Consider the following 24,731-nt stretch of genomic DNA (forward strand, 5'->3'; position numbering starts at 1 on the left):
ATCTGGGCCGCGGGCGACGTGACCGGGCACCCCGAGTTCGTCTACGTCGCCGCCCACCACGGCACCCTCGTCGCCGAGAACGCGTTCGCCGACGCCGACCGGTCCGTCGACTACGCCCGCCTGCCGCGGGTGACGTTCACCGGGCCCGCGATCGGCGCGGTCGGGATGACCGAGAAGGACGTCCTCGCTGCGGGGATCCGCTGCGACTGCCGCGTCCTGCCCCTGCACCACGTGCCCCGCGCCTTGGTGAACCGCGACACCCGAGGGTTCATCAAGATCGTCGTGAACGCCGAGACGTACGAGATCCTCGGCCTGACCGCCGTCGCCAAGGACGCCGGGGAGCTCGCCGCCGCAGGCGTCCACGTGCTCGGCAGGACCGTCGCCGAGGTCGCCAACGCCTGGGCCCCTACCTGACCATGGCCGAGGGCATCCGGATCGCCGCGAAGGCCTTCACCACCGACCCGTCGCTGCTGTCGTGCTGCGCATGAACGGCAACGCAGGCAATCGGGGAGATCTCATCCTGAAGAGATGCAGACGATGAGCGCCGATCAGGACCGCGACGAAGGGCGCGCCGGTCCCGTCGTCGCTGCAGGGACCGGGCTGCTCTTGCTGGCATGCTGCGCGCTTCCGTCGCTGCTCTGCTGCGGCCTGCCGTTCATCGCGGCGGGCGGAGCGGGAAGGAATCGTCGAAGCGCGCAAGGATAGATTGGAATCGACCACCCGCCGTTTGCTCGCGATGGATTCAGCCATCCGCGATGCAGCCAAACTGAGCAATCAGGTCTGGGTGACCAGCCCGATTCGCGCACACCACATCACCGCACACGCGAACAGTATTCACGACATCATCAACGCGTTCGCGCAGCATGTGCGGATGAATGTGGAGGATGCGGAACGTCTCCAGGTCCAGGGCCGGCGTCAATCTGTGATGTCGCGAGCGGGAGACACGGTCAATGCTGCGAATCGCGCCCGTCAGTCTGCGGTGGAACAGGCGCAGAAGGCCACCGAGAAAATTCGCGACATGAACGAAGACCGGCTGCTTGCGAAGGCCGCTGAAATCGAAGCCCGACGGGAGAAGGAGGAGCAAAAAGCGTTACGAGGATAATACTGAGGCTGGATCCCGGCCGTCGCGACGCGGTCTCCGCTTCCGCCGAGACGAGAAAGGGTTGTGGGCACCTAGGCTGGGCGGCATGAACGACCTGACCATAGCACCCGGCCCGGGGATCCCCGACGGTGCGGTCATCGCCGCCGCCGATCTCGCGGAGCGTTTCGCGAAATCGTCGGCTCCAGGCGGCCAGGGCGTCAACACGACGGACGGCAAAGTCCAGCTTTCCATCGATGTCGCCGAATACGCATCGCTTACCGACGCCCAGCGTCACCGTATCTCGCGCAACCTCGAGCACCGCCTAGACGGCTCCGTCTTTACCGTGACTGCGTCGACTCAGCGGTCTGTGTTTCGCTCCTGGTCCCCTCGCTTGCACCTGCGACACAGTCTCGTGCCCCCGGGCCGTAGCATTCGGGGGAGCACAATAGCCCCAGTCCTCATCACGTCCCGGGATCAAAGAGTTCATCGCAGAGGTTAAGCACTACACGTTAAACCGGAACTCGACCACGTCGCCGTCGGCCATAACGTAGTCCTTGCCTTCCATACGGACCTTGCCAGCGGCCTTCGCCTCGGCCATCGAACCCAGCTCATCCAGGTCCTCAAACGAGACGATCTCAGCCTTAATAAAGCCCTTCTGGAAGTCCGTGTGAATGACACCTGCCGCCTCGGGAGCGGTCCACCCCTTACGGATAGTCCACGCACGAGCCTCCTTAGGGCCCGCCGTCAGGTAGGTCTGCAAGCCCAGCGTGTCGAAACCAACCCTGGCCAGCTTGTCCAAACCAGGCTCATCCTGGCCGGTGGATTCGAGCATTTCGGCGGCTTCTTCCGGATCAAGCTCAATGAGCTCAGCTTCGAACTTCGCGTCCAAGAAAATCGCCTCAGCTGGCGCTACGAGTTCGCGCATCTTCGACTGCATAGCTTCGTCGGCCAGCCCGTCCTCATCAGTGTTAAACACGTAGATGAACGGCTTGGCAGTCATGAGCTGCAGTTCCTTGAGCTGGTCGACATCGATACCAGCCTTCTCTGCCCCCTGGAACAGCGTGGTGCCACCTTCCAGCAGCTCCTTCGCCTGGTCCATTGCTGCCAGGACATCCGGCTCCACAGCCTTACGCTTCACCTCTTTTTCAATCCGAGGTCGTGCGTTCTCCAGAGTCTGCAAGTCCGCAAGGATAAGTTCGGTCGAAATCGTGTCCATGTCGCCAGCGGGGTCTTTCGAACCCTCTACGCGCGTCACATCGGGGTCGCTAAACGCACGGGTCACCTGGCAGATCGCGTCAGCCTCGCGGATGTTGGCCAGGAACTTGTTCCCCAGCCCTTCACCCTCAGACGCGCCCTTCACAATGCCAGCAATATCAACGAAGCTCACGGTTGCAGGCAGGATCTTCTCTGAGCCAAAGATCTCAGCCAACCGGTTCAGTCGCGGGTCCGGGAGCGGAACCACACCCACGTTGGGGTCGATCGTCGCAAACGGGTAGTTCGCTGCGAGTACTTCAGCACGGGTCAAAGCGTTAAACATGGTCGACTTACCCACATTGGGGAGTCCCACAATTCCAATAGTTAAAGCCACGGGATGTAAGTCTAGTCGGTTGCGAACGCTAGGTTCTACCGCACTGGTCCAGCGCCCTTGGTGCGATGGCCTCGAGTGCATTTTTCCACGGGATTCTCTCCTGCTCCAAACGCACGTTACCTTCCGCTCGCACCCGCGCTAACGCCCGCTCCTCCGAACTAGTCAACCCCGCAACCGACCCAGTATGCGGCTTCGGCTCCTCTACCCACAGGTCGCGGTGAGCCACGAGCGTCTCAACGTCCATAAGTATCGAAACCGCGCCCGGCACCTGTTTTCTAAACTTTGCGAGAATAGCGAACCCATGACTATCCAGGTCACCCCAGTACACCACGCGCGCATTGCGTAACCACGGAAGCCGCGCAAGCAGGTCCACAGAATAACCGCCACCATGAATCACAACAGCTCCGGCACACCTCGGCATCGACAGCACCGACTCCAAGTTCTCAAACACGAACACTGTCTCCGGCTCAATCTCCATGCACGCTAACTCGTCAACGGGAGCCGTGACATCGCATAACGCCTCACACGGCGCGAGCTGAGGGTCCAAAAACCTCACGTGCAAACGAGGCTCCGGTTCAAGAACTGAAACGGCATCTTCCCTGCCATACGCCTTCAACAAGGCCGTCACCGCGGTTTTGTGCGTAGAAAACCACTTCGAGTCAACACCGCGAATAGGTAACTGCCGAGGTCGCAGCTGCCCCACCGGGTTGTCCCCTAACCATGTGACGACTTCGAGGACCCGGCCGAAATCTTCGTCGTTTAAGCCCACGAGGCGCTGTCCGTTCGCACGTATGGCCCCGGCGACCGTAGCAGAATCCCCGCACACCTCTCGAATACACGTAGCACGGTCTTTCATCCGCCTAAAACGCGACGCAGGTTCCCCACCAACAAAACGTGCAACGACCTCGGCGTCCTTCAACACAAACCGCACGGGCACACTTTGCCTACCTACCCGCGACCACGCCCGCTCTTCCCACGTCACAGCCCCCGCAAACTCAGGTTTATCACTCACGTGACGCCACTGAACGACCCAGTCAATGGCCGCCTGCTGATCGACAATTGCCTGTTTTTCCGTGGGCGGGTGGAGGGCAAACTTGATAGGCAAAAAACTGTCAGGCGAAGCAACCCACCCGGACATGTTCCGTTGAAGACGCTCCCGCAAAGTGGACCGCGCTTCCTCAACTCCGCGCATCACTGTCCCCTGCCGTGTGGCCTGACCAATCGATATTGGCAACCGTACTCAACTGCCTCGTGGGGTTATCAATCTCAGTCACTGCTCCCACATACGGTTCGATCGTCTGTAAGAGCTTCTGCGGGGTTGCCAACACCAAATGAAAACCAAACTCGACAAAAATATCCAGAGCCATCCGCGTGTACCTGGTATCTGCTTTGTCGAACGCTTCGTCCAAGATCACGGTGCCGTACAGGGGCACATCGTCGTCACGCTGTGCGAGCTGGTACCGCAACGCGGCCGCCAAGCAGAACACAACCAACTTTTGCTGCTGGCCACCTGACATGGCTGCCCCAGAGTCGTACGTTGCTCTCACCGTGCCGTGTTCGTCGACCTCATCGGCCAGGAACTTCACATGCGTTCGCGTATCCAAACACTGATTCCGCCACGCCTTGTCAACGTGCTCACCAGAGTCAAACCGCCGCATGATTTCTGCCAACACCGCGTACTTGCTTTCTGCGGTCTGCATATCTTGGTCATCCCAACTACCGTCCACGATCGTGCGGAGTTGCCCCATGAAGTCTTCAACAACAGCGCTCCGTTGGGTTTTCACGCGCAAGTGCAAAAATCGGGCCTCATCGAACGGTTTCCGCGCCAGGGCCGAATTAATGGGCACCACCCGGTCCCTGATTTCGTTGGGCGCGGACATGATTTCGTTCAGCAGCTCGCCCACCAAGTCCTGCGAACGCTCCTGCAACAACTTCCTAAACCGAGTCTCATACGTAGGCAGCCCGTTCGTGAGGATTTCGTCCAGAATCCGCAAGAACCCGGCCCGGTCTTCCACCCCAGGCATCAAATCGCTGGCAACCGCTTCCCACCGTTCTTTAAATTCGGTCGTCAGTTGCGTCACTTGATGCGAAGCCCGGTCAGCAGCATCCCGCGCTGTGTCTTTTTCTTTCTGTAGCGCTGTGGACACACGTTGACCCACCTCGTGAATGTTGTCCAAGCGGATGGCCCGCTTTTCACGTCGCAGCCGCTCTTCTAACCGCGTAGCCGTGTCTTCTGGCACGTCTTCGAGTTCGCCTGCCGCAATCCGCGCTTTGATCTCACCGGCTTTCTCTTCGCACACTGCCAGGTCGCGTTCGGCCATGCGCACCTCGTGCCTCGTGTCCTCCGTGGCGCTCCTTGCGGCGTCGTAGGCCGCCTTCGCTTTCTGCTCTGCTTGCACTGCCCGGCTGAGAGTCGCGTCTCCCGAGGTGAGAGTCCGCAAACGCTGTTCAATCGAGTCGACTTTCTTCTGACTTGAAACAGTGTCGTATTCCGCCCATGACCCGTCAAGGATGCTTTCAAGGCGACCTCGCCGAATATTGCGTTCCTGTTCTTGCCGGGTTGCCGCGTCCACAACCTCTTGGGCTGCGTTGAATTCCTCCTGTGCTTCTTTCAAACGGTCTGCGAGCGCAGAGAGTTTACCTGCACGGTCGCCCAGCACCCAGTGGCTACGGTCGTTGATGCCCCGGCGGTCATCTTTTTCGTAGCGCGTAGCCGAGGTTTTCATCTGCCCGCGGATCGTAACTGCCCGCGAGTGGTCCCCCAGATCGTCGGGAGTTTCTACACACACGTAGTTGTAGCGCACGGAAAGCGCCCACGAAACCCACGCGCCTACTGCTGAGTCTGCTATTTCGATGCGGTTGATGAGCGAGTCGCGGTGAAGCACCGGCTGCGGTCGTTCAATGCCGTCAGCAACTTCTTCGTAGACGAGTCGGCCACGTATTTCGTTGTTATCTACCCACTCGCGCACCGCTGGGAGATACTGGCTCCGCACCAGCATCGTGAGCGCAAACGGACGTAGAACCCGCTCAATCGCGCCCGTCCATTCTTTGAAGTGTGGTTTCACTTCAATGAGTTCCGCTGCGAACGGCATCGATTCGGCGGGAATCCCGATACGTGTTGCAATGGCTTGGCGCACACGTTGCAAGTTGTCTGGAACTGTTGAACCGGACTGCCGGAGCGTGCGTATCTGGGCCTCGATTTCACGAACGTCACGCCTCGCTTTCGCAAGCCGGTCATTGTCTTCGTAAGACGCGCCTACCGACTGCTCTTGAGACTTGGTTTCGGCAGCAATTTCCGTGTGGAGTTCAGCAAACTCGTCTGCGGTCTGTGGCATGCGCATGATCCCAACCGACTGCAGTTGCGCTTCGAACCGACGTCGCCGGTTTTCAGTTGCACTGTGATCGTTCCTGGCGCCGTCCAGTGTGGCCTGCAGGACTTCAACTTCTGCACCACCGCTTTGTCTAACAACCCGTGTAGCCGTGTCAAGTTCTGACTCCGCCCTACCTTCTTCCGCGCGATTCTCTTCGAGTTGCGCTCGTTTCTGCGCGAGCGTACGCCGTAAGTGCTGTTGCTGCTCGTTGAGCATCGCAAGTTCGCGCCGCTTTAAGAACGGGCTGAGTAAGTCGTTCAGAGTGTTGAGGTCAACATGTTTGGCCCAGCAGGTGTCGTACTCTTCCGAGGCGGTGCGCAGTTTGAGGAGAAGATCTCGCTGTTTCCGCAGTTCGACAACGTGCGCGTGAGCGTCCCGCAGGTCACCAAATTGCTGAACGGCAGTGTCAGCGATTTCGAACGTGTCCGGCACAGGCAGCATGAAATCGCGGAACAGCCGGTCAAGGTTGTCGAGGCTTTTTGCTGATTGTGTCCTGTGGAGGAGTTGCAGGGCAGATTCGTTTTCGATCCCGAACGCACGGCGTAACCGGGCATAAAACTTCGTGTGTGTGCCATTGGACGTGACGATAGCGGCGGGATGATCGGCTTTGAGTTTTTTGGTCTCCAACCCACCCGCGGCGTACTTTTGCAGGTCAATCAGGTCAAGCTCAGTCTCCTCAAGGACGCAAATATCGCCGAGGTCGCGCGCACTGACGCTGGACCCTTTGAGGAAGAAAAGGCGGGCGAGGCTCAGGGTCTTGCCCTCACCGTCGTGAAAGCGCAACACGATTCCGCTCCACGTAGAACTGGGTCGCAAATATTTACTCACAACCCGGTCTTGGTCGTCATCCGTGACTCTGGTCCACGCACCTCGGACGTAGCTGACCAAACTGCGTTGATCGGAACGCGAGGTTGACCCCTGTGCTGCCAAGTTAAATCGCAACCACTTGTCCGGGGTGAGCACACACGCGATCGCATCCAACAGGGACGACTTACCCGACCCAGACGGGCCGGTGATCAGGTGACCTTTGCGCGCAATATTGACAATGGAGATCTGCTTGTCGAACGTTCCCCAATTGGCCAGCTGCACTTGAGCCAGGCGCCACTGTCTGGGTTCCGCGTGCTCACTCACTGTGCCTCACCTTGCTTTTTTGACTTTTGATTTTCACGAGCGATTCGTTCATACGTCTCAGTGAGTTCCTTCACCCGGTCCTCATCAACGAGGAAACGCACGATCGGTGAAATCTCATAGCGGTCCTCACTCGCCTTGTGCAACACGCGCACAGTGTTGATCATCCGCCTCCACGAAGCGTTCAAGTTTCGCTGAAAGGTTGTTTCGTCACCTGTCCGGAACACTGAAAGCTGTTCGTAGATCTCACTCTGATCAACGATCACACGGCGAACACCTTGCGCGGCCAGCAACCGTTGGCGCAAAACTAAGAGCATGGCAGTGTCAAGAAACTTGAGGTTTTCAGCTCGTAGTGCGACCGGAGCTTGGATCTCATTGGTCACAACCCGCCGGGTGAACGCAAACGAAGCACTGTGGTCTATGACAAGGTCCACGAACACATCGTTCAAACGCGACCTAATCAAACCTTCATCTGCAACTAAAGCCGCCCACAACTGAGGTTTCTGTTCCCCTGAAACGTAGGGCCCCTTCAACAGTTCGAGAAGCACCCGGCGAGTGTCGAACGCCAGCTGTCCTTCGTCACCATTCCACAGACCACCGTCTACCGTGTCTTCACTCATGCACGGATCCTTTCGGTAAAGTGCCAACGCGCGACAGTGGCAGAGCGCGCCACGTCGTCCAATCCAACCCACTCCAGAGTGTCACTCTCACCTGGCACAGACTCACCGTGGTTGACCGCCAAGGACACCAACCCCACCACGCTGGCAACCCCCTGGGTGGCCGGAAACTGGGATAACACCTCGGCGACGGTCACCGGTCTGCCTTCTTCCACAGCCGCATTGACGTTGCCAACGAGCTCAACGATATCGATTTCAGACTCACGGGCCAGCGCAACCAAAGCGCGGTAGTCGACCTCAGTAGCCTCAGCAACACCTAGTTCGTCGCCAATGATGTACTCGTCAGGGTCGTGAAGCTGAATCTCACCCACACTCGTCATGCGCACTGAAGGCAACTCAAGCGTGATGCCAATGTCCGCCGTTGGTTTGCACACATCCGTAATGCTGGCGGCCTGCGACATCGCCTCCCTAGTGAGAGCCAGAAGCACCCGGTCTGTTTGAAACTCACGCGAAAACACATAGTTGCGCAAGCCTCGCGTGAACTCCGACAGCGTTTGTTGAACGTCCCGCGCCCCAGTCTTCATGTGTCGCATGAGCAGACGCAGAGCTTGCCGTTCATCGCGGTTAAGTTGTAGTGCGAAGTCCCGGTCCAAAATGCGCGAAATGTCTTCGTCAAAGGACGCGGCATGCTCCGGTTCCCGCAATAACGTAGCAAAGGCCGCGAACGTCCGGCCTTCATCGGATGACGCGATCAAGTCGACACCACGAAAAATCTCGTCAAGGACCCGCGACTGCGACTCGTCAGACTCCAGGATTGACACCCGCAACTCGTGATTGAGTTCCTCGAACCGCGCTCGCACTCGGGCAAAGTCACCCGGGAGCCCGGCTGCCTGTTGCAGAATATCGCTCACACGCTCACGCGCCATACGGTTATCCAGCATCGTCGTATCACCGTCGCCTCGGTGAATCAGCTCGATCTGCTGCTCGATGCGACGTTTCTCTGCCTCCAGCTGGCCGAGCCTGCGTGATTGGTCGGGGTCGGTCTCAAGGGCCAGGTTGTGGACGGCTTGCGAAAGGCTCACCAGCCGCGACTGCGTGGTGGTCTGGGGTGGGGTTCGCAGCTGGTCAAGAATGCGGATTGCGTCAAATCCGGCCGCGGACAGTTCGTAGATTTCACCCCGGACGGCTGTTGCGGGACGTCGCACCAGAATGCCTTTTCGGCGCCAGTCGTCACAGAATGCTTTTCCGCGCTTGTCACCTGTGTCAAAGTAATCGCGAAGCTCTTCAAGGTCCGCTTCAATTCGTTCGTGCAGTTCGTCTGTGGGCATCACAGCCCCTGGTTTCCCGAGGTGGGCGCCCAGGATTGCCGCCATGATGGGTAGGTTGTCTGCCCGGAGCATGCCCAATGCACTGTCGGACTCCATGAGGCGTTTAAACGCCAGGGCAGAGCTGAGCACACGCATAGTGACAGTATGACAAATCAGGGACGGTCATGAGCCGGATTTCTAATGTCTTGACTGTTAGTTAGACACAGTCTCTTTTTCGTGACAATGACACAATCAGAGCATGGTCACTTCTGCCATTCGTGAGCGGATCGCGCAACAGCTTCGCACGCACAAGGACACACTTCTTCCGGTCATCATTGACTACGTGCGTAAAGAGTGCCCGCTCTACATCGATGTCACGGACAGGGAGATAGAAGAGTCACTAGAACAAAACATCGAAATGTGCATCCGCGCAGGAGTGACCCGTACCGGAAACTCGGATTCGCACTTTCTCAACTGGGCGCAGATCTCACGATCCCGCTTCGAAAAATCAGTGCCCATGGAAGAAATCTTCCAGACTTACCGCTTCAGCATTGAGCTCATCGTCGCGGAGTTAATCGTTCTGCTCAACGACTCCGGGTGCACCGCAAGCGAACAGACATCTGCAATTACCAAGGTCTGGCAGTCGGCAAATGCGTACACGGTCAAACTTGCTCAGGTGTACAACCACCATCAGCACATGCAAGCCTCACAGGATCAAGCGCAAAAGGCGATACTTTTTGACGCAATCAAATCGGGGGCTCAGCTCGATCACCACGTGTGCCAGGCCGCCGATTTCTTCCAGCTCAATGACCGGACTCCCTACAGTTACTTCATCGTGGCAATCCCAAAGGGCTCGACGCTACCGGCACATGAAGTCTTACGGACTCTTGAGTCTCGCCTCACCAATGGACGTGGAGTGTGCATGGCTACCGGCTCAACCATCGAAGGGTTCTCAACCGATGCCATCTCTTTTCCTCACACAAGCATCGCGATTGGCCCACCACGAACCCTAAGCGAGCTCCACTACTCCTACAACGTGGCTCATCAGATCTCCCGCACGTCCGTGGGTCAAAAGCTGGGCACCCACTTCATTTCGGATGTTGGCTGGCGCGTCGCTGTTCTCTCACACCCCGAGGTGCTCCTCCCCTACAAAGAGAAGTATGTAACTCCGCTGGAGCGCTCAGGCGCGGACGTCTCGACACTTCTTACGTCACTTGAGGCTTATCTTGCCCACGATGCACATGCCACAGATGCCGCACGCATCCTGCACTGCCACCCAAACACACTCAGGTATCGAATCACGCGCTTTGAGGAATTGACGTCATGCTCGGTCGATCACTCTGAAACCCGCGTTGAGCTCGCCTGGCTGTTCGAAGCGTTAAAAGTGCACGAACTTCACCAGTTGTCATGACACACAAACACCGCCTGTAAGTTTTGTGCGTTGGGACAAGGTTTACAGGCGAAGTGACTCCTAGCATTGAGACGACGTTGATGTAGACGATCGATTGCAAAGGAGCAACCGTGAGAACCCTCTCGAGAAGCCTCAACATACTGGTTGAAAAACACTTACCAAGCGCGTTTCTTTTTGCGCTGATCCTGACAATTATTGCCGCAGCGATGGGCGTGTTTTTAGGCGGCGCCAGTCTCCCAGAAGTTGCCAACATGTGGTACGCCGGTTTCTGGAAGTTCCTCGAATTTGGTATGCAAATGGTGGTGGTTCTGGTCACCGGGTATGCCCTTGCCAAAGCTCCTTTAGTCAACCGGCTCCTGGCTAAGTTCGCCACTATCCCGAAAACCCAGTTCGCTGCACTCACAGTAGTGATGGTCGTCTCTGCGATTCTCGGAATCATCAGCTGGGGACTGGGCTTTGTGGGCGGAACCATCATCGCGATCGAAGTAGCGAAGCGCACACAGACAGCTGATTTCCGCCTCCTGGTCGCCTCGTCATACTCAGCGATCATCGCTACTCAGCCCATGTCTCTAGCGCTCACAGCGCCTCTTCTCGTGAACACGCCGGGCCACCCGCTCGAAGAGAAAATCGGCTTGATCCCGGTGACAGAAACAATCTTTAGCCCCACCATGCTACTGGTGTCGATTGTGGGCTTCCTTGGCATCTATGCGGGCTTCGCTTTTATGGCACCCAAGCCCAACGAGGTCATTCCACTGAACGGAGACATCGCCGAACCACCTGCAGATCCAAAGCCTCAGACCGCAGCCGAAAAAATCGACAACAGCATCATCGTTAACACCATTGTTGTCGTATTCGGAATCCTCGCCATCAGCCTCTACTTCATCGCCAACGGCTTCAACCTCGAACTCAACATCATGAACTTCATCTTCCTGGTGGTTGGAATTGGGTTGCATGGTAGCCCGGCAAAGTACGCGAAATGCATCACTGACGGCATCCCTGCCGCTTCCGGAATTGTCCTCCAGTTCCCGTTCTATGCGGGCATCATCGGAATCATGGCTGGCTCAGGCCTCATCGTCATGATTGGTCAGTGGTTCGCTTCCATCTCCACCGAAGCGACGTTCCCACTTTTCACGTACATTGCCGCGATGATCGTCAACATTTTTGTTCCATCTGCCGGTGGCCAGTGGCAGGTGCAGGGGCCGGTCATGATTGAAGCGATCCAAAACATGAACATTAACCCTGCCACCATTGTGAACGCCGTTTCCGTTGGTGACATGACAACCAACCTGCTCCAGCCGTTCTTTGTGCTCCCCACCTTGGGTCTGGCAAAACTGGGCCTCAAGGACATTTGGGGATACTGCATGACCGCAATGCTCATTTTGATGGTCATTTCCGGAACAATTTTCCTCCTCGTACCCGTTCTAGGATGGTGATACACATGACCGACAACACCCCGACCCAGTTCTGGTCCCCCACCCAAGAATCCATTGACCGGAGCCAACTCGCGCGCTTCACACGGTTTCTCAACGACTCCTACGGCGCCGCCATCAACCTCGGCGACTACCAGGCACTGCACACGTGGTCTGTTGAGCACAGCGACCGCTTTTGGTCAGCTGTATGGGAATACTTCGACGTTCGCGGGCAACGCTCCGATACACCAGTGACGCAAACCGTAAGTGACACAGAAACCACGTGGTTTAGTGGCTCACAGATCAACTACGCTGAGAACATTCTGCGCTGGACCCACGAACGCCCGGATTCTCCCGCACTCATTGGTCTCCACGAAACAGCGCAACGCGAAGAGATCAGTTGGAAAGAACTCGCAGGCCAAGTAGGTGCGCTCGCACAGCATTTCCGCTCCCGAGGTGTCCGCCCAGGTGACGTTGTTTGCGCAGTTTTGCCGAATATCCCCCAAACGGTCGTTGCTCTCCTAGCCACCGCATCCGTTGGCGCGATCTGGACCGTGGTCAATACAGACTTTGGTACCCACGGAGTCAAAGAACGCTTTGAACAACTCCAGCCAAAAGTACTCCTCACAACCGACAGTGTTCACTTCGGAGGAAAGGTCGTTGACAAAACGGCGCAGCTCCCTGAACTTCTCGAAGCACTGCCTACTGTTAAACATCACGTCCTCGTCGACACAGACGTAGACAGTGACGAAACATTGCCAGCAGCCTCTGCCCGTTTAAGCGACATCCTCGCGTCACCCCAAGAACCGGATTTCACCCGCGTGGAGTTCAATTCGCCCTTGTGGGTTCTGTATTCTTCTGGAACAACGGGTAAGCCCAAGGGAATCGTGCACTCTCACGGCGGTGTCGTGCTTGAGTCGCTCAAAGCGAACGCGCTTCAGTACGATGTCCGCCCCGGCGACCGTACACACTTTGCGGCTTCAACCACGTGGGTCATCTGGAACATGATGATCGCGACACTCTTTGTGGGAGCGACCGTCGTCACCTACGACGGCTCCCCTGCCCACCCAGATACTCTTCAGCATCTGAAGATTGTGTCAGAGGAACAGGTTGCCTTCTTTGGCACGGGTGCCGCCGTTTTAACCATGGGAGAAAAGTCTGGCCTGTCTCATGCCAACAACTGGGACTTCTCACATCTGCGATTCGTTCTCTCAAGCGGTTCGGCACTCCCGCCTACAACGTGGAAATGGCTCCGGGAACAGATCGGAACGGACTTTCATTTGGGTTCCGACTCAGGAGGCACCGACATCGCTACCGGCATCATTGGTTCAAACCCGTGGGATGTACAAAACATCGGGGAGCTTCAAGGCCCGTATCTGGGTGTTGACGCACGGTCCGTTGGACCTGACCAGGAAACCGTCACTGATGAAGTTGGCGAGCTTATTATTGCCAACCGGATTCCGAGTATGCCCATCTACCTGTGGGGCGACACCGACCGTTCCCGCTACACCGAAACCTACTTCTCCACCTACAAAGGAATTTGGCGCCAAGGAGACTGGGTAACAAACACCTCGGCGGGAGGGTGGATTGTGCACGGCCGCTCAGACTCAACCATCAACCGCGGTGGAGTGCGCATGGGGTCTGCCGATATCTGCCGGGTTGTCGACGAAGTCGACGGAGTGACGTCCTCCATGGTCATTGGCGCAGAACTCAAAAACGGCGGCTACTACATGCCCCTGTTCGTCGTGACAACGCGTGATGAGGCTGAACACGACGCGTTAGAAAAAGAGATTGTGGCTGCGATCCGGCAAAAGGTGTCTCCGCGGTATGTGCCCGATGCCGTCATTTTCGCACCTGATGTGCCCCTCACGCGGACCGGCAAGCTCATGGAGGTTCCGGTTAAGCGCCTGTTCCAAGGGGCCTCGCCCGACTCGCTGAACCGCACGGCAAGTCAGAACCCCGAGGTGCTCAACTGGTATTCGGAGCAGGCCACCAAGTTCGCACAATGGGAGGACTGACGTCCAGACTGGAAATCAAAAACTGTGTCAGTGCCTCATGGCACAGTGAGAACATGAGCATTTCAGTTGTCGCCGTAGTGTTTGGGGCACTTATTCTGGGCCTTGTTGCCGGGGCCGTGTTGGGTCTTTTAGCAGGCTCAGCACGGGCACGGTCACGTTACTCTGTTGAACTTGCACAAGCTCAAACAAAAACAGAGCTCCTCACCGAACGGACTGCCAACCTCGAAGCAGACGCAGCAATCGCCGCTGAGCTCACCGCCGCAGTTGGCCCTCTCGCCGCGAGCGTGCGTGATCTCAAGGCTCACATGCACAAGCAAGACCACGAACGAATCGACCAGATCGCTCGGCTGTCAGAAAACATCACATCCCTGACACAACAAAACGCTCAACTCCACGCATCAACCACACAACTGTCAAACGCTCTACACTCCACGTCCGCGCGTGGTGACTGGGGCGAAGTACAGCTCAAACGCATCGTCGAATACTCCGGCCTACTCCCCCACGTCGACTTCGACACTCAAGTCTCCACGCAGCACGGTCGCCCCGACATGGTCGTCCACCTCCCCGGCGGAGGCACCATCGTCGTCGACGCGAAAGTCCCACTTTCTTCCCGGCTCAGCGAGAACAACAAGGAATCAGCTAAACAGCACGCTCAAGCGCTTCTTCGACACGTCGACGCACTCGCCAGCAAAACCTACTGGAAGTCCTTCGACCAGTCCCCCGAATTCGTCGTGTGCTTCATCCCCACTGACGGCCTCCTCTCCCACGCCGCCGCCACCTACCCGGCACTCATCGAACAAGCACTCAGCAAAAACGTCGTCATCGCCTCACCCTCAACCCTGCTCGTGCTCCTCAAAACAGTCGCACTCAACTGGCGCCACTACAACATCTCCACCTCGGCAGCCCAAGTCCTCAAACTGGGCACCGAACTCTACGAACGCACCGGGCTTCTCACCGAGCGACTGACAAAACTCGGCGCCACACTCGAGCGAGCCACCCAGGAATACAACAGCTTCATCGGATCATTCGAAACCAGGTTCCTCGTCACTGCTCGCAAACTCACCCAGACCGGAATCACCAACACACAACTCGACGAACTCAACGGCATCACCACCCCCACCCGCAACATCACCGCACAAGAACTCGCCTACCCCACCAGCCCAGAAACCCTGCCACAGCACCGCAACACAGGAACGTGACCTGCCACGCACCTGCTCCAACCAACGCACCTACCGCGCACAAAAAGGCGCCCCCGAAAACTCGGAGGCGCCTCTAGAAAAGCTATACCTATTAGGCCTCAGTTCCAGAAGAGGTCCGCGAACCCAACTCTGCGTCCAAACGCAACAGGCCGTTACCATCGTCCCCAGCCAAAACAAGCTGATCCACGATCTCACCCACTGTTGCTTCTTCCTCAATCTGTTCATCTAAGAACCAGTTGAGCAGCGGACGTGAATCCAAGTCGCCTTGAGCATCGGCCGCACGGTACAGCTCACGAATCGCTTCGCTCACCTTCTGTTCGTGCGCCAAAGCAGCCTTAAAAAGGTCCAACGGCTTCACATCAACACCCACCTTGGGCGCCGGAATGTCGCCGATCTGCACATGACCCCCACGGTCAACCACGTGGTCAATGAACTTGTTCGCGTGCACAATTTCCTCATCGGCCTGCGCCCGCAACCACTGCGCCATGCCCGGAAAACTCTGCACATCCGCGACAACCGCCAACTGGCGATACGTCATCGATGCCTCAAACTCCAAGGTGATCTGCTCGTTAAACTTCGCTTCCAACGCGTCAGCAAGCTTCATGTTTCCTCCTTAAGAAACCCAAAATCCACTGTCCAATTACCGCAAGTCGTGCTCGCGGTTGGCCCCATTCTTCTTATTCGACGTGTTCTCACCAGCGGCTTTCAAATCAGCACGCAACTCACGAGGCAAGCTAAACATCAAATCCTCCTCGGCAGTCCGCACTTCTTCAACATCGGCATAGCCGTATTCAGCCAAAAGCTCCAACACACTCTTCACCAACAAGTCCGGAACACTCGCGCCACTCGTCACACCAACAGTAGCCACGCCGTTAAACCAGTCCTCGTCAATTTCACGCGCAAAATCCACGCGGTACGAAGCCTTCGCCCCGTGGTCCAATGCAACTTCAACAAGCCGCTTCGTGTTCGACGAATTGTTCGACCCCACCACAATCACCAAGTCACACTGTGGCGCAATCTTCTTCACCGCCACCTGACGGTTCTGAGTCGCATAACAAATGTCGTCACTGGGCGGATCAATCAGTTGCGGAAAACGTTCACGCAGAATCGACACCGTCTCCATCGTCTCGTCAACACTCAACGTGGTCTGCGAGATCCACACCAGCTTCTCTGGGTTACCCAGATCAACCTCTCGGGCCTCGGCCGGGTCCTGCACCAGCACAATCGACTCAGGTGCTTCACCCATGGTGCCTTCGACCTCTTCGTGGCCTTCGTGACCCACCAACAAAATGGTGTAGCCCTGCTTAGCGAAGCGCACGGCTTCCCGGTGCACCTTCGTCACCAACGGGCACGTAGCGTCAATCGTCTTCAAGTCCCGCTCAGCGGCTTCTTCATGCACTGCAGGAGAAACACCGTGAGCAGAAAACACCACTCGCTCACCGTGCGGAACCTGATCAGTTTCTTCAACGAAAATGGCGCCCCGTTCGGTCAACGTCTCGACGACGTGACGGTTGTGCACAATCTCCTTACGCACATACACCGGCGCGCCATAGTGCTCCAAGGCCCGTTCAACAGCGATGACAGCACGGTCAACACCGGCGCAGTATCCGCGAGGTGCCGCCAGAAGAACCTTCTTCTCACCATCTGGCTGTTCAATATCTTCAGGTGCTTTACGGGTTCTGGGCATCGAAGGCATTGGCATAGTTACAGTAGACACAACACCATTCTAAGAAACCCTGGCACTAAGAGCCAGGTTAGACTGCCCACACGCGAACAATCACACCACGAACGGATAAGTCATGGCCCCACGGATCAGCGGCACACCCGGCACAGTCGGTGGTGAACCTCCCAGCAGCCTGCCCGCCACCGCGCTTGAAACAACTCCTGAGAACCCGTGGCCGGTCTCGCTTTTAAGCAAAAACATCAAGCGCTACATCGAACGCATGTCCGTGGTGTGGGTCGAAGGTCAAATCATCGAGTTCAACTCTCGCGGACGAGCCTCCTACCTCACTATCCGCGACCTCAACGACCAAATCTCACTACCCGTTCAAGTGTTCTCTGACGTGCTTGACAGGCTCGAAACTCCCGTCAAAGCCGGTGACCACGTGGTCGTACAACTCAAAGCGAACTTCTGGATGAAAATCGGTCGCCTCTCTATGCAGGCCCGCGACATCCGCCCGGTGGGACTCGGTGAACTTCTCGCCCGCCTCGAACGTCTCAAGCGGCTGCTCGCTGCCGAGGGCCTTTTCGACCCGGCCCTCAAAAAACCAATCCCGTTTTTGCCCACCAAAATCGGGCTCATCACCGGCCGTAACTCCGATGCAGAAAAAGACGTCATCCGCAACGCCACACTGCGCTGGCCATCTGTCGAATTCGACGTCATCAACACGGCAGTCCAAGGCACGGGGGCCGTCACCCAGATCATCGCTGCACTCGATCAATTAGATGCAAGACCAGACGTTGACGTCATTATCATCGCCCGAGGTGGTGGCAGCTTAGAGGACCTCCTCCCCTTTTCGAATGAGTCCCTCATCCGAGCTGTAGCGGCCGCTAAAACTCCAATCGTTTCGGCAATTGGTCACGAAGCAGACCGCCCGATCCTCGACGAAGTCGCAGACCTCCGAGCTTCCACCCCCACCGACGCCGCTAAACGGGTCGTGCCTGATTTCTACCAAGAAGTCATGGACATCATGCAAGCTCGCGCCGTTATGACAGGCATTCTTGAGCGCTTCATCACTAACGAACAAAAGGGCCTCGACAGTGTCCGGAGTCGCCCCGTATTGGCAAACCCGCACACCATCATCGCTACTCGCGCCGAAGAGATCGCCGACTGGCGGGCGCGTGCCGCTTCATTGACTAAGCGCATACTCCAACACGGAGACGCCACCGTTGAGCACCTCCGCACACAGATTCGTGCCCTCAGCCCGCTCAACACGCTGGCCCGCGGTTACGCGATCGTGCAGGACACCTCGGGAACGGCAGTCCGGAACACGCAAGATTTAAGCACTGGCGACAAACTCACCGTCACAGTCGAACAAGGCACTTTCGACGCCACTGTCACGAAAATCCATCCACACCGGCAAACTACGCCCCAAACAAAGGACACACCATGACGCAGATCAACGAAATGAGCTACGAACAGGCCCGCGAAGAACTCATGAACACGGTCAAGGCTTTAGAAGCCGGAAACCTCAACTTGGAAGAATCTCTGACCCTGTGGAAGCGCGGCGAACTCTTAGCTGACCGGTGCCAAGCTTGGCTCGACAGCGCCCGCGAGGCTCTCGACAAAGCTCAAGCAAAACAAGCGGGCGAAAACGAAACTAGCTCAGAGCAAGAAGCAGAATAGGCTCGCCGCGTCACGCGCACACCGCGCCTAATGCTTCTCCAGAGCGCGCCCTACAAACATGTCAACAGACTCAGCCGTGGCGACCGCCTGAACCACAAACCAGGTCCCATTGGCTTGACCTACGAACGCCTGTTCGCGGTTCTTGCCTTCATAGGTTGCGAACTTCACACCTTGAATGTTCTGCTCCCCAACAGGCGCGAACTCCTTGACAAATGACTTCGCCCAATCTTCTTCGGCCTGTGCTTGACGGATCGACAACCACTGCTCATCGGGACCCACATATGAGGCGTACCACGTCTCTACCGACGGCTCCCCCATGGGCCCAAGCCGAGCCTCGTTCGAGTGCCAACCTTCCGGAGTTTCAAACCACGCAACCGGCCAATCAACTGCGTCATCTGCCGTTTGACCAATTCCCTGAGCATCCACCTTGCGAATGGGGTCACCCTTGGGCTGAGGTGCGATCATGAGCGCTAGCACCATGATCAGAACACACGCCAGCAGAGCGATCACCATGTTCATCCAGTTGGCTTCCAACCGGAGTTTCCGCATCTCTGCGCGCGAGCCGGGCTGAGGTTGGGCAGATTTTTCAGTCACCCCAGTATTGTGCCCACACTGTTCGCAACTCACAAACGCACGGTGAAAAAGCTCACCTGCCCATCTTCTCTCTAACCCACCGCAAACTGAAACGTCGTTAGTGGCACAATGAAGATATGACAGAGCTGAATGCGTCACAAGAAAAGGCTCACCACAATGGCGGGCGTGCAGAAACCGAACCCGTTGCTGTGACCGATGAGTGGTCCCAGCGACTCCGCATCGAAGAAGGCGAACCCGATCGTAACCTCGCGCTCGAATTGGTCCGCGTGACCGAGGCGGCAGCAATTGCCGCTGGACCGTGGGCTGGTCGCGGGGAAAAGCTCGCTGCCGACGGCGCTGCCGTCGCAGCAATGCGCAATGTCATCTCGACCGTCCGCATGGATGGCACCGTCGTCATTGGCGAAGGCGAAAAAGATGAAGCCCCCATGTTGTTTAACGGCGAAAAAGTGGGTGACGGGACAGGCGCCCACGTAGACGTCGCCGTCGATCCCATCGATGGAACCACTTTGACGGCTAAAGGTATGCCCGGCGCGATCGCTGTGATGGCAGTGTCCGAAGGTGGTTCCATGTATGACCCTTCAGCCGTGTTCTATATGGAGAAACTCGTCGCCAGCGACCAATACGCTGACGTCGTTGATCTGCGCTTGCCCGTAAGCGAAAACATCCGCCGTGTGGCCAAGGTTAAAGGAAGCACCGACGACGCATCAGCCGTCACTGTCGTGATTCTGGACCGTCCGCGCCACAAGGAACTCATCCAAGAAGTCCGCGATGCCGGAGCCCGCATCAAACTGATCTCAGACGGTGACGTCGCAGGGGCCATTGCGGCGTGCCGCCCCAACACCGGAACCGATCTCCTCATGGGAATCGGTGGAACCCCCGAAGGCATTATCACAGCATGCGCAGTCAAAGCGATGGGCGGAGTCATTCAAGGTCGCCTATGGCCACAGTCCGACGAAGAACGCCAAGGTGCAATCGACGCCGGTCTGAAACTAGACACGGTTCTTTCCACTGATGACCTGGTCAAAAGCGACAACACGTACTTCGTCGCCACCGGTATCACCACCGGCGACCTCCTGGACGGAGTGCGTTATGAGGGCCAGCACGTCATGACCCACTCGCTTGTCATGCGTTCCAAGTCCGGAACTGTGCGCAACGTGTACGCAGAACACCGCATTGAAAAGACCCACTCGTATGAAGAAGCTGCCCGGGAAGCAGCTCGCAGGGGTCTTGTTTAATGCCCAACTCCCGTACATACAACACCCCACAAGCGGCATTTGACCGTCTGATCGACGGAAACAAACGCTTTGTGACAGATACCCCGGAACATGCTCAACAGGACGCCACGAGGCGGCGCGAACTCCGCACTTCGCAATTGCCTTTCTCGACGCTGTTCGGTTGCTCTGACTCTCGTGTTGCAGCTGAACTGATCTTTGACGTAGGCCTAGGCGAAATGTTTGTGGTCCGCACAGCCGGGCAGGTCACCGACTCTGTCACGATTGGCAGCCTGGAATACGGTGTCGAACAACTAGGAACCCCGCTCGTCGTAGTTCTGGGACACGACTCCTGCGGCGCTGTCACCGCGTCCGTCGACGCCTACCAGAACGGAACGTTCCCTGGCGGTTTCGTTGACGACGTCGTATCCAACATCCTTCCCGCAGTCGCCCGCGCCCACTCGCAAGGCAAGAACGACATCGGGGCGGCAGTGGAACAGAACACCGTCGACACCGTGGAACGGCTCTACGCACGTTCCTACACCATTCGTAAAGCAGTAAATGAAGGCCGTACCGCACTCGTGGGTCTCACCTACGCTCTGGCGGACGGAAAAGTAAATGTTGTTGCCGTTCGCGGCGAACTCAACACCGACAGCAAGGAGACACAGTGAGCCAAGAATTCCGCATTGAACACGACACCATGGGTGAGGTTAAAGTCCCCGTCAACGCCCTGTACCGCGCTCAGACCCAGCGCGCAGTTGAAAACTTCCCCATCTCTGGCAAACCACTCGAAGCTGCCAACATCGCCGCCCTGGGGCACGTGAAGAAGGCGTGCGCACGAGCCAACAACGACCTCGGCGTTCTTGACGACACCCGTGCCAAGGCGATCATCGCCGCAGCTGAGGAAGTCATCGCTGGGACCCACAACGGCGAATTCCCTATTGACGTGTTCCAGACCGGTTCAGGTACCTCGTCAAACATGAACACCAATGAGGTCATTGCAACCCTGGCCAACCGTGCTGTTGAAGGCCAGGACTCTGAGATCCACCCCAACGACCACGTCAACGCGTCACAGTCGTCCAACGACGTCTACCCCACCTCGGTACACGTAGCCGTCACCCAGGCTCTAGTGAATGATCTGGTTCCTGCCATGGACTACCTGGCGAGCGCGCTGGAAGAGAAGGCCACTGAGTTCCGCAACATTGTGAAGTCTGGCCGTACTCACCTCATGGACGCCACCCCAGTGACCTTGGGTCAGGAGTTCTCCGGTTACGCCGCCCAGGTGCGTTACGGCATCGAACGTATCGAAGCTTCGCTGCCGCGTGTTGCTGAAGTTCCTATGGGTGGAACCGCAACCGGTACCGGAATCAACACACCTGAAGGGTTCCCGCAGGCCGTTGTGAAGTACCTGGCCGAACAGACCGGTCTGCCTATCACGGAAGCACGTAACCACTTCGAGGCTCAGGCCAACCGTGACGGTCTGGTTGAAGCGTCCGGTCAGTTGCGCAACATCGCGTACTCGTACATGAAGATCAACAACGACATCCGCTGGATGGGTTCGGGCCCCAACACGGGTCTGGGTGAACTTCACATTCCTGATCTGCAGCCTGGCTCGTCGATCATGCCCGGTAAGGTCAACCCGGTTATTTGTGAGGCTGTTATCCAGGTATGCGCACAGGTGGTTGGTAATGACACCGCCGTGTCGCTGTCCTCGACCAACGGCGCGTTCGAGCTCAACGTGGGTATCCCAGTCATGGCTTCGAACCTGCTGGAGTCGATCCGCCTGTTGGCCAACTCCAGCCGCGTTATGGCCGACAAGATGATCAAGGGTCTGGAAGCCAACGAAGACCGTTGCCGCTTCCTCGCAGAAGCTTCCCCTTCGATCGTGACTCCGCTGAACAAGGTCATCGGTTACGAAGCTGCCGCCAAGATCGCTAAGCACGCTGTTAACAACAAGATGACGGTGAAAGAAGCGACGGTGGAGCTGGGCTACGTAGAAAACGGCACCATCACGGAAGAAGACCTGGATAAGGCGCTTGACGTGACCACCATGCTGGGTGAGTTCAACCGCTAGTAAAAGACCGCCGAGGTCGTAGAAAGTCCGGCGCCCCACACCAGTTTGGTGTGGGGCGCCGCTTCGTTAGCGTGAGGTGGTGCGTTGGGAGTTACGTGTGCATGTCGAACTCTTCGAGCACTTGGGTTACCAGTGCCGCAATCGCAGAACGCTCCGAACGTGTCAGAGTGATGTGCGCGAACAGCTTGTGTCCTTTGAGTTTTTCAATGACGGCTGAAATACCGTCATGGCGTCCCACCCGCAGGTTGTCACGCTGAGCTACATCGTGCGTGAGTACCACCCGGGAATTTTGCCCCAAGCGTGAAAGCACAGTGAGGAGGACGGTGCGTTCCAGCGACTGCGCTTCGTCCACGATGACGAACGCGTCGTGCAATGAGCGACCTCGAATGTGCGTGAGCGGGAGAACTTCCAACATGCCACGGTGAATCACCTCGTCGATGACGTTGCGGGAGACCAGTGCTCCCAGAGTGTCGAATACTGCTTCTGCCCACGGGTTCATCTTGTCTGACTCATCGCCAGGCAAGTACCCCAGGTTTTGACCACCAACTGCGTACAGTGGCCGGAACACCATGATTTTTTCGTGCGTGCGGTCCTCTAGAACCGCCTGCAAACCAGCCATGAGAGCCATTGCTGATTTACCAGTTCCAGCACGCCCACCCAAGGACACAATGCCCACTTCTTCGTCGGTGAGCATGTCCAAAGCGATACGCTGTTCAGCCGACCTGCCGTGGATGCCAAACACGTCACGGTCACCACGAACCAGCTTGATCGTCCCCGTGCCTGCCTGCTCGTTAAGCGCTACCACGCGCCCTAACCCGGAACCACGCGAAGAGGACAAAACCAGCCCGGTATTTAACACCTCGGCGCCGGCGGCCTTGGTTTCAACGAAACCTGAGTCAAACAACTGAGCCATTTCCGCTTCATCCAACATGAGTTCACTCAGACCCGTGTAACCAGAATCCACGGCCTGTTCAGCCAAGTACGCTTCCGCGGCCAGACCAAGCGCGGACGCTTTGACACGCATGGGCACATCCTTGGTCACAACAACAACCGAATGCCCTTCAGCCTGCAAATTACGCGCAACAGCGAGAATCCGCGTGTCGTTTTCCCCCCGGTCAAAAGCCACCGGCAAACCTGACGCGTCAACGTGGTTGAGCTCGACACGCAACGTGCCACCTTCGCTGCCAATCGGAATCGGTGCGTCTAAACGCCCAAACTCCTCGCGCAAATCATCCAGAATTCCCAACGCTCGGCGCGCTGTGAAACCCAATTCCGGATGATGCCTTTTCGCTTCCAGCTCACTTACCACAATGAGCGGGATCACCACATCGTGTTCATCGAAGCGGTAGATTGCGCGCGGGTCAGAAAGAAGAACAGAAGTATCGAGTACGTACGTGTGAACAGTGGTAGTCATGGGCTCCCCTGTACTTAAGGTCCAAGGTGCCCTACTCAATCCTTCCCCGACGAGGCTGACACCTCGGGTTGGTCCCTCACCAACTGTTTCCAACCTAACGTGAGAATCCATGCCCGAGGTGGGGCCCGGCTCGGCGGGTCGATGACGTTTAGGTGAATGAGTTGTGAACTGGCTTATTTGCCGTAGCGGCGCTGTCTTTGCGAGTAGTCGCGCACGGCTCGCAAAAAGTCGGTCTTTCTGAACGCAGGCCAGTAGGCTTCACAGAAGAAGAACTCAGAGTATGCGCTTTGCCAGATGAGGAACCCACTTAACCTTTGTTCCCCTGAAGAACGGATGATGAGGTCGGGGTCCGGTTGTCCCTTGGTGTACAAGTGTTCTGCCAGGCTTTCTTCTGTCAACGCGTTAATCGCGTCTTCCATGCTGGTGCCTGCGGCGGACTCTGCTCGCAAATACGACTTGATTGCGTTAACGATTTCCTGGCGCCCGCCGTACCCCACGGCCACGTTGACGTGCACACTGGGCTGGCCGCCACGTGAGCTCTCTTGCGCTTTTTCCAGCCTGGCACGTAGCGGTTCAGGCAGAACGCTCAAATCACCCACCAGGTTCACGGCGTATGTGTCTGACTGGGCGATCTGCTCAACCATGTCAGAGATGATGGCGACCAAGGCTTCAACTTCATCCGGAGTGCGCTGCAGGTTTTCGCGTGACAGCACGTACAGGGTGACGACTTCGATGCCAATTTCATCGCACCACCCCAGGAACTCAACGATCTTTTGCGCCCCGGCCCTATGGCCCTGTTCAGTGGTTGCGCCGAACTCTTTGGCCCATCTGCGGTTGCCGTCGGTAATCACGCCCACATGCCGTGGAATCCGGTCTGACGGGGCGAGTTCGCGCACGATCTGACGGTTGTACAACCGATACAGCCAGCCTGCGATTTGCCTGCGCACTCGCCCTCCTCCAAAT

20 protein-coding genes and 1 pseudogene are annotated in these 24,731 nt (G+C 57.3%); 11 read left to right on the plus strand and 10 right to left on the minus strand.

The features are described 5' to 3' along the window. Window positions 1-488, plus strand: a pseudogene (locus tag QP868_RS02410) (mercury(II) reductase); the annotation flags it as partial. Between the two features lie 218 nt (window positions 489-706). After that, window positions 707-1,102: a hypothetical protein gene (locus QP868_RS02415; RefSeq protein ID WP_211205328.1), complete on the plus strand. Its 396-nt coding sequence runs from the start codon at window positions 707-709 to the stop codon at window positions 1,100-1,102. Between the two features lie 481 nt (window positions 1,103-1,583). Here the strand turns inward: QP868_RS02415 and ychF are convergent, their stop codons facing one another. Genes ychF through QP868_RS02440 form a run of 5 tightly spaced genes read right to left on the minus strand, consistent with a single transcriptional unit; the run spans window position 1,584 to window position 9,248 of the window. Next, window positions 1,584-2,669, minus strand: a complete 1,086-nt coding sequence (gene ychF, locus QP868_RS02420) for a redox-regulated ATPase YchF (RefSeq protein WP_005884427.1) — start codon at window positions 2,667-2,669, stop codon at window positions 1,584-1,586. Between the two features lie 28 nt (window positions 2,670-2,697). After that, the gene (locus tag QP868_RS02425; protein ID WP_005884429.1) at window positions 2,698-3,861 is read right to left on the minus strand and encodes a Wadjet anti-phage system protein JetD domain-containing protein; all 1,164 of its coding nucleotides are present in this window, start codon (window positions 3,859-3,861) and stop codon (window positions 2,698-2,700) included. Further along, a complete protein-coding gene (locus QP868_RS02430) occupies window positions 3,848-7,171 on the minus strand; it encodes an ATP-binding protein (RefSeq protein ID WP_005884431.1) in 3,324 nt (1,107 codons plus the stop codon). Before QP868_RS02430 ends, QP868_RS02425 begins: the two co-directional genes overlap by 14 nt. Further along, entirely contained in the window at window positions 7,168-7,788 is a 621-nt protein-coding gene (locus QP868_RS02435) for a DUF4194 domain-containing protein (RefSeq protein ID WP_005884433.1), read from the minus strand. Before QP868_RS02435 ends, QP868_RS02430 begins: the two co-directional genes overlap by 4 nt. Beyond that, window positions 7,785-9,248 carry a DUF3375 domain-containing protein gene (locus QP868_RS02440; RefSeq protein WP_005884435.1) on the minus strand — a complete coding sequence of 488 codons (1,464 nt, stop codon included), beginning with the start codon at window positions 9,246-9,248 and terminating at the stop codon, window positions 7,785-7,787. The genes QP868_RS02435 and QP868_RS02440 overlap by 4 nt, the downstream gene beginning before the upstream one ends. Window positions 9,249-9,351: 103 nt before the next feature. Between QP868_RS02440 and QP868_RS02445 the strand changes: the two genes are divergently transcribed. From QP868_RS02445 to QP868_RS02460, 4 genes are all read left to right on the plus strand, one after another. After that, window positions 9,352-10,503, plus strand: a complete 1,152-nt coding sequence (locus tag QP868_RS02445) for a helix-turn-helix domain-containing protein (RefSeq protein WP_005884437.1) — start codon at window positions 9,352-9,354, stop codon at window positions 10,501-10,503. Window positions 10,504-10,613: 110 nt separating this feature from the next. Further along, window positions 10,614-11,936, plus strand: a complete 1,323-nt coding sequence (locus QP868_RS02450; RefSeq protein WP_284925052.1) for a short-chain fatty acid transporter — start codon at window positions 10,614-10,616, stop codon at window positions 11,934-11,936. Between the two features lie 5 nt (window positions 11,937-11,941). Then, window positions 11,942-13,930, plus strand: coding sequence for an acetoacetate--CoA ligase (locus QP868_RS02455; RefSeq protein WP_284925053.1), 1,989 nt, complete (start codon window positions 11,942-11,944; stop codon window positions 13,928-13,930). Window positions 13,931-13,983: 53 nt separating this feature from the next. After that, window positions 13,984-15,129 (plus strand): DNA recombination protein RmuC, encoded by a 1,146-nt coding sequence (locus QP868_RS02460; protein WP_284925055.1) that lies wholly within the window; start codon window positions 13,984-13,986, stop codon window positions 15,127-15,129. A gap of 91 nt (window positions 15,130-15,220) precedes the next feature. Here the strand turns inward: QP868_RS02460 and QP868_RS02465 are convergent, their stop codons facing one another. Together QP868_RS02465 and QP868_RS02470 are read right to left on the minus strand one after the other, a co-directional pair. Beyond that, window positions 15,221-15,733, minus strand: coding sequence for a ferritin (locus tag QP868_RS02465; protein WP_005884446.1), 513 nt, complete (start codon window positions 15,731-15,733; stop codon window positions 15,221-15,223). A gap of 36 nt (window positions 15,734-15,769) precedes the next feature. Further along, window positions 15,770-16,825, minus strand: coding sequence for a 4-hydroxy-3-methylbut-2-enyl diphosphate reductase (locus QP868_RS02470; RefSeq protein ID WP_284925198.1), 1,056 nt, complete (start codon window positions 16,823-16,825; stop codon window positions 15,770-15,772). A gap of 103 nt (window positions 16,826-16,928) precedes the next feature. Here QP868_RS02470 and xseA point away from each other — a divergent pair, with 103 nt between their 5' ends. After that, window positions 16,929-18,242: an exodeoxyribonuclease VII large subunit gene (gene xseA / locus QP868_RS02475; protein WP_284925057.1), complete on the plus strand. Its 1,314-nt coding sequence runs from the start codon at window positions 16,929-16,931 to the stop codon at window positions 18,240-18,242. After that, entirely contained in the window at window positions 18,239-18,475 is a 237-nt protein-coding gene (locus tag QP868_RS02480) for an exodeoxyribonuclease VII small subunit (protein WP_284925058.1), read from the plus strand. The genes xseA and QP868_RS02480 overlap by 4 nt, the downstream gene beginning before the upstream one ends. A gap of 27 nt (window positions 18,476-18,502) precedes the next feature. On the opposite strand, the gene QP868_RS02485 is transcribed toward QP868_RS02480, so the two are convergent. Next, window positions 18,503-19,069 carry a DUF4245 family protein gene (locus QP868_RS02485; RefSeq protein WP_284925059.1) on the minus strand — a complete coding sequence of 189 codons (567 nt, stop codon included), beginning with the start codon at window positions 19,067-19,069 and terminating at the stop codon, window positions 18,503-18,505. Between the two features lie 116 nt (window positions 19,070-19,185). On the opposite strand from QP868_RS02485, the gene glpX reads away from it, so the two are divergent. Genes glpX through QP868_RS02500 form a run of 3 tightly spaced genes read left to right on the plus strand, consistent with a single transcriptional unit; the run spans window position 19,186 to window position 22,354 of the window. Beyond that, entirely contained in the window at window positions 19,186-20,304 is a 1,119-nt protein-coding gene (gene glpX / locus QP868_RS02490; RefSeq protein WP_284925061.1) for a class II fructose-bisphosphatase, read from the plus strand. Further along, a complete protein-coding gene (locus QP868_RS02495; protein WP_284925062.1) occupies window positions 20,304-20,951 on the plus strand; it encodes a carbonic anhydrase in 648 nt (215 codons plus the stop codon). Before glpX ends, QP868_RS02495 begins: the two co-directional genes overlap by 1 nt. Next, window positions 20,948-22,354, plus strand: coding sequence for a class II fumarate hydratase (locus QP868_RS02500; RefSeq protein ID WP_284925063.1), 1,407 nt, complete (start codon window positions 20,948-20,950; stop codon window positions 22,352-22,354). The genes QP868_RS02495 and QP868_RS02500 overlap by 4 nt, the downstream gene beginning before the upstream one ends. Window positions 22,355-22,445: 91 nt before the next feature. Here the strand turns inward: QP868_RS02500 and QP868_RS02505 are convergent, their stop codons facing one another. Continuing rightward, window positions 22,446-23,768 (minus strand): PhoH family protein, encoded by a 1,323-nt coding sequence (locus QP868_RS02505; RefSeq protein WP_284925064.1) that lies wholly within the window; start codon window positions 23,766-23,768, stop codon window positions 22,446-22,448. A gap of 173 nt (window positions 23,769-23,941) precedes the next feature. Continuing rightward, window positions 23,942-24,715: an isoprenyl transferase gene (locus QP868_RS02510; RefSeq protein WP_284925065.1), complete on the minus strand. Its 774-nt coding sequence runs from the start codon at window positions 24,713-24,715 to the stop codon at window positions 23,942-23,944. Window positions 24,716-24,731: the final 16 nt, after the last annotated feature.

This window comes from Brevibacterium sp. UMB1308A, assembly GCF_030230605.1.
Taxonomy (GTDB): Bacteria; Actinomycetota; Actinomycetes; order Actinomycetales; family Brevibacteriaceae; genus Brevibacterium.

Excerpts from the sequence above, each read along its gene's own strand:
- QP868_RS02425 (WP_005884429.1), bottom strand. The coding sequence starts at position 3,861 with ATGCGCGGAGTTGAGGAAGCGCGGTCCACTTTGCGGGAGCGTCTTCAA.
- QP868_RS02435 (WP_005884433.1), bottom strand. The coding sequence starts at position 7,788 with ATGAGTGAAGACACGGTAGACGGTGGTCTGTGGAATGGTGACGAAGGA.
- QP868_RS02440 (WP_005884435.1), bottom strand. The coding sequence starts at position 9,248 with ATGCGTGTGCTCAGCTCTGCCCTGGCGTTTAAACGCCTCATGGAGTCC.
- QP868_RS02445 (WP_005884437.1), top strand. The coding sequence starts at position 9,352 with ATGGTCACTTCTGCCATTCGTGAGCGGATCGCGCAACAGCTTCGCACG.
- QP868_RS02455 (WP_284925053.1), top strand. The coding sequence starts at position 11,942 with ATGACCGACAACACCCCGACCCAGTTCTGGTCCCCCACCCAAGAATCC.
- QP868_RS02460 (WP_284925055.1), top strand. The coding sequence starts at position 13,984 with ATGAGCATTTCAGTTGTCGCCGTAGTGTTTGGGGCACTTATTCTGGGC.
- QP868_RS02465 (WP_005884446.1), bottom strand. The coding sequence starts at position 15,733 with ATGAAGCTTGCTGACGCGTTGGAAGCGAAGTTTAACGAGCAGATCACC.
- QP868_RS02470 (WP_284925198.1), bottom strand. The coding sequence starts at position 16,825 with ATGCCTTCGATGCCCAGAACCCGTAAAGCACCTGAAGATATTGAACAG.
- xseA (WP_284925057.1), top strand. The coding sequence starts at position 16,929 with ATGGCCCCACGGATCAGCGGCACACCCGGCACAGTCGGTGGTGAACCT.
- QP868_RS02480 (WP_284925058.1), top strand. The coding sequence starts at position 18,239 with ATGACGCAGATCAACGAAATGAGCTACGAACAGGCCCGCGAAGAACTC.
- glpX (WP_284925061.1), top strand. The coding sequence starts at position 19,186 with ATGACAGAGCTGAATGCGTCACAAGAAAAGGCTCACCACAATGGCGGG.
- QP868_RS02495 (WP_284925062.1), top strand. The coding sequence starts at position 20,304 with ATGCCCAACTCCCGTACATACAACACCCCACAAGCGGCATTTGACCGT.
- QP868_RS02505 (WP_284925064.1), bottom strand. The coding sequence starts at position 23,768 with ATGACTACCACTGTTCACACGTACGTACTCGATACTTCTGTTCTTCTT.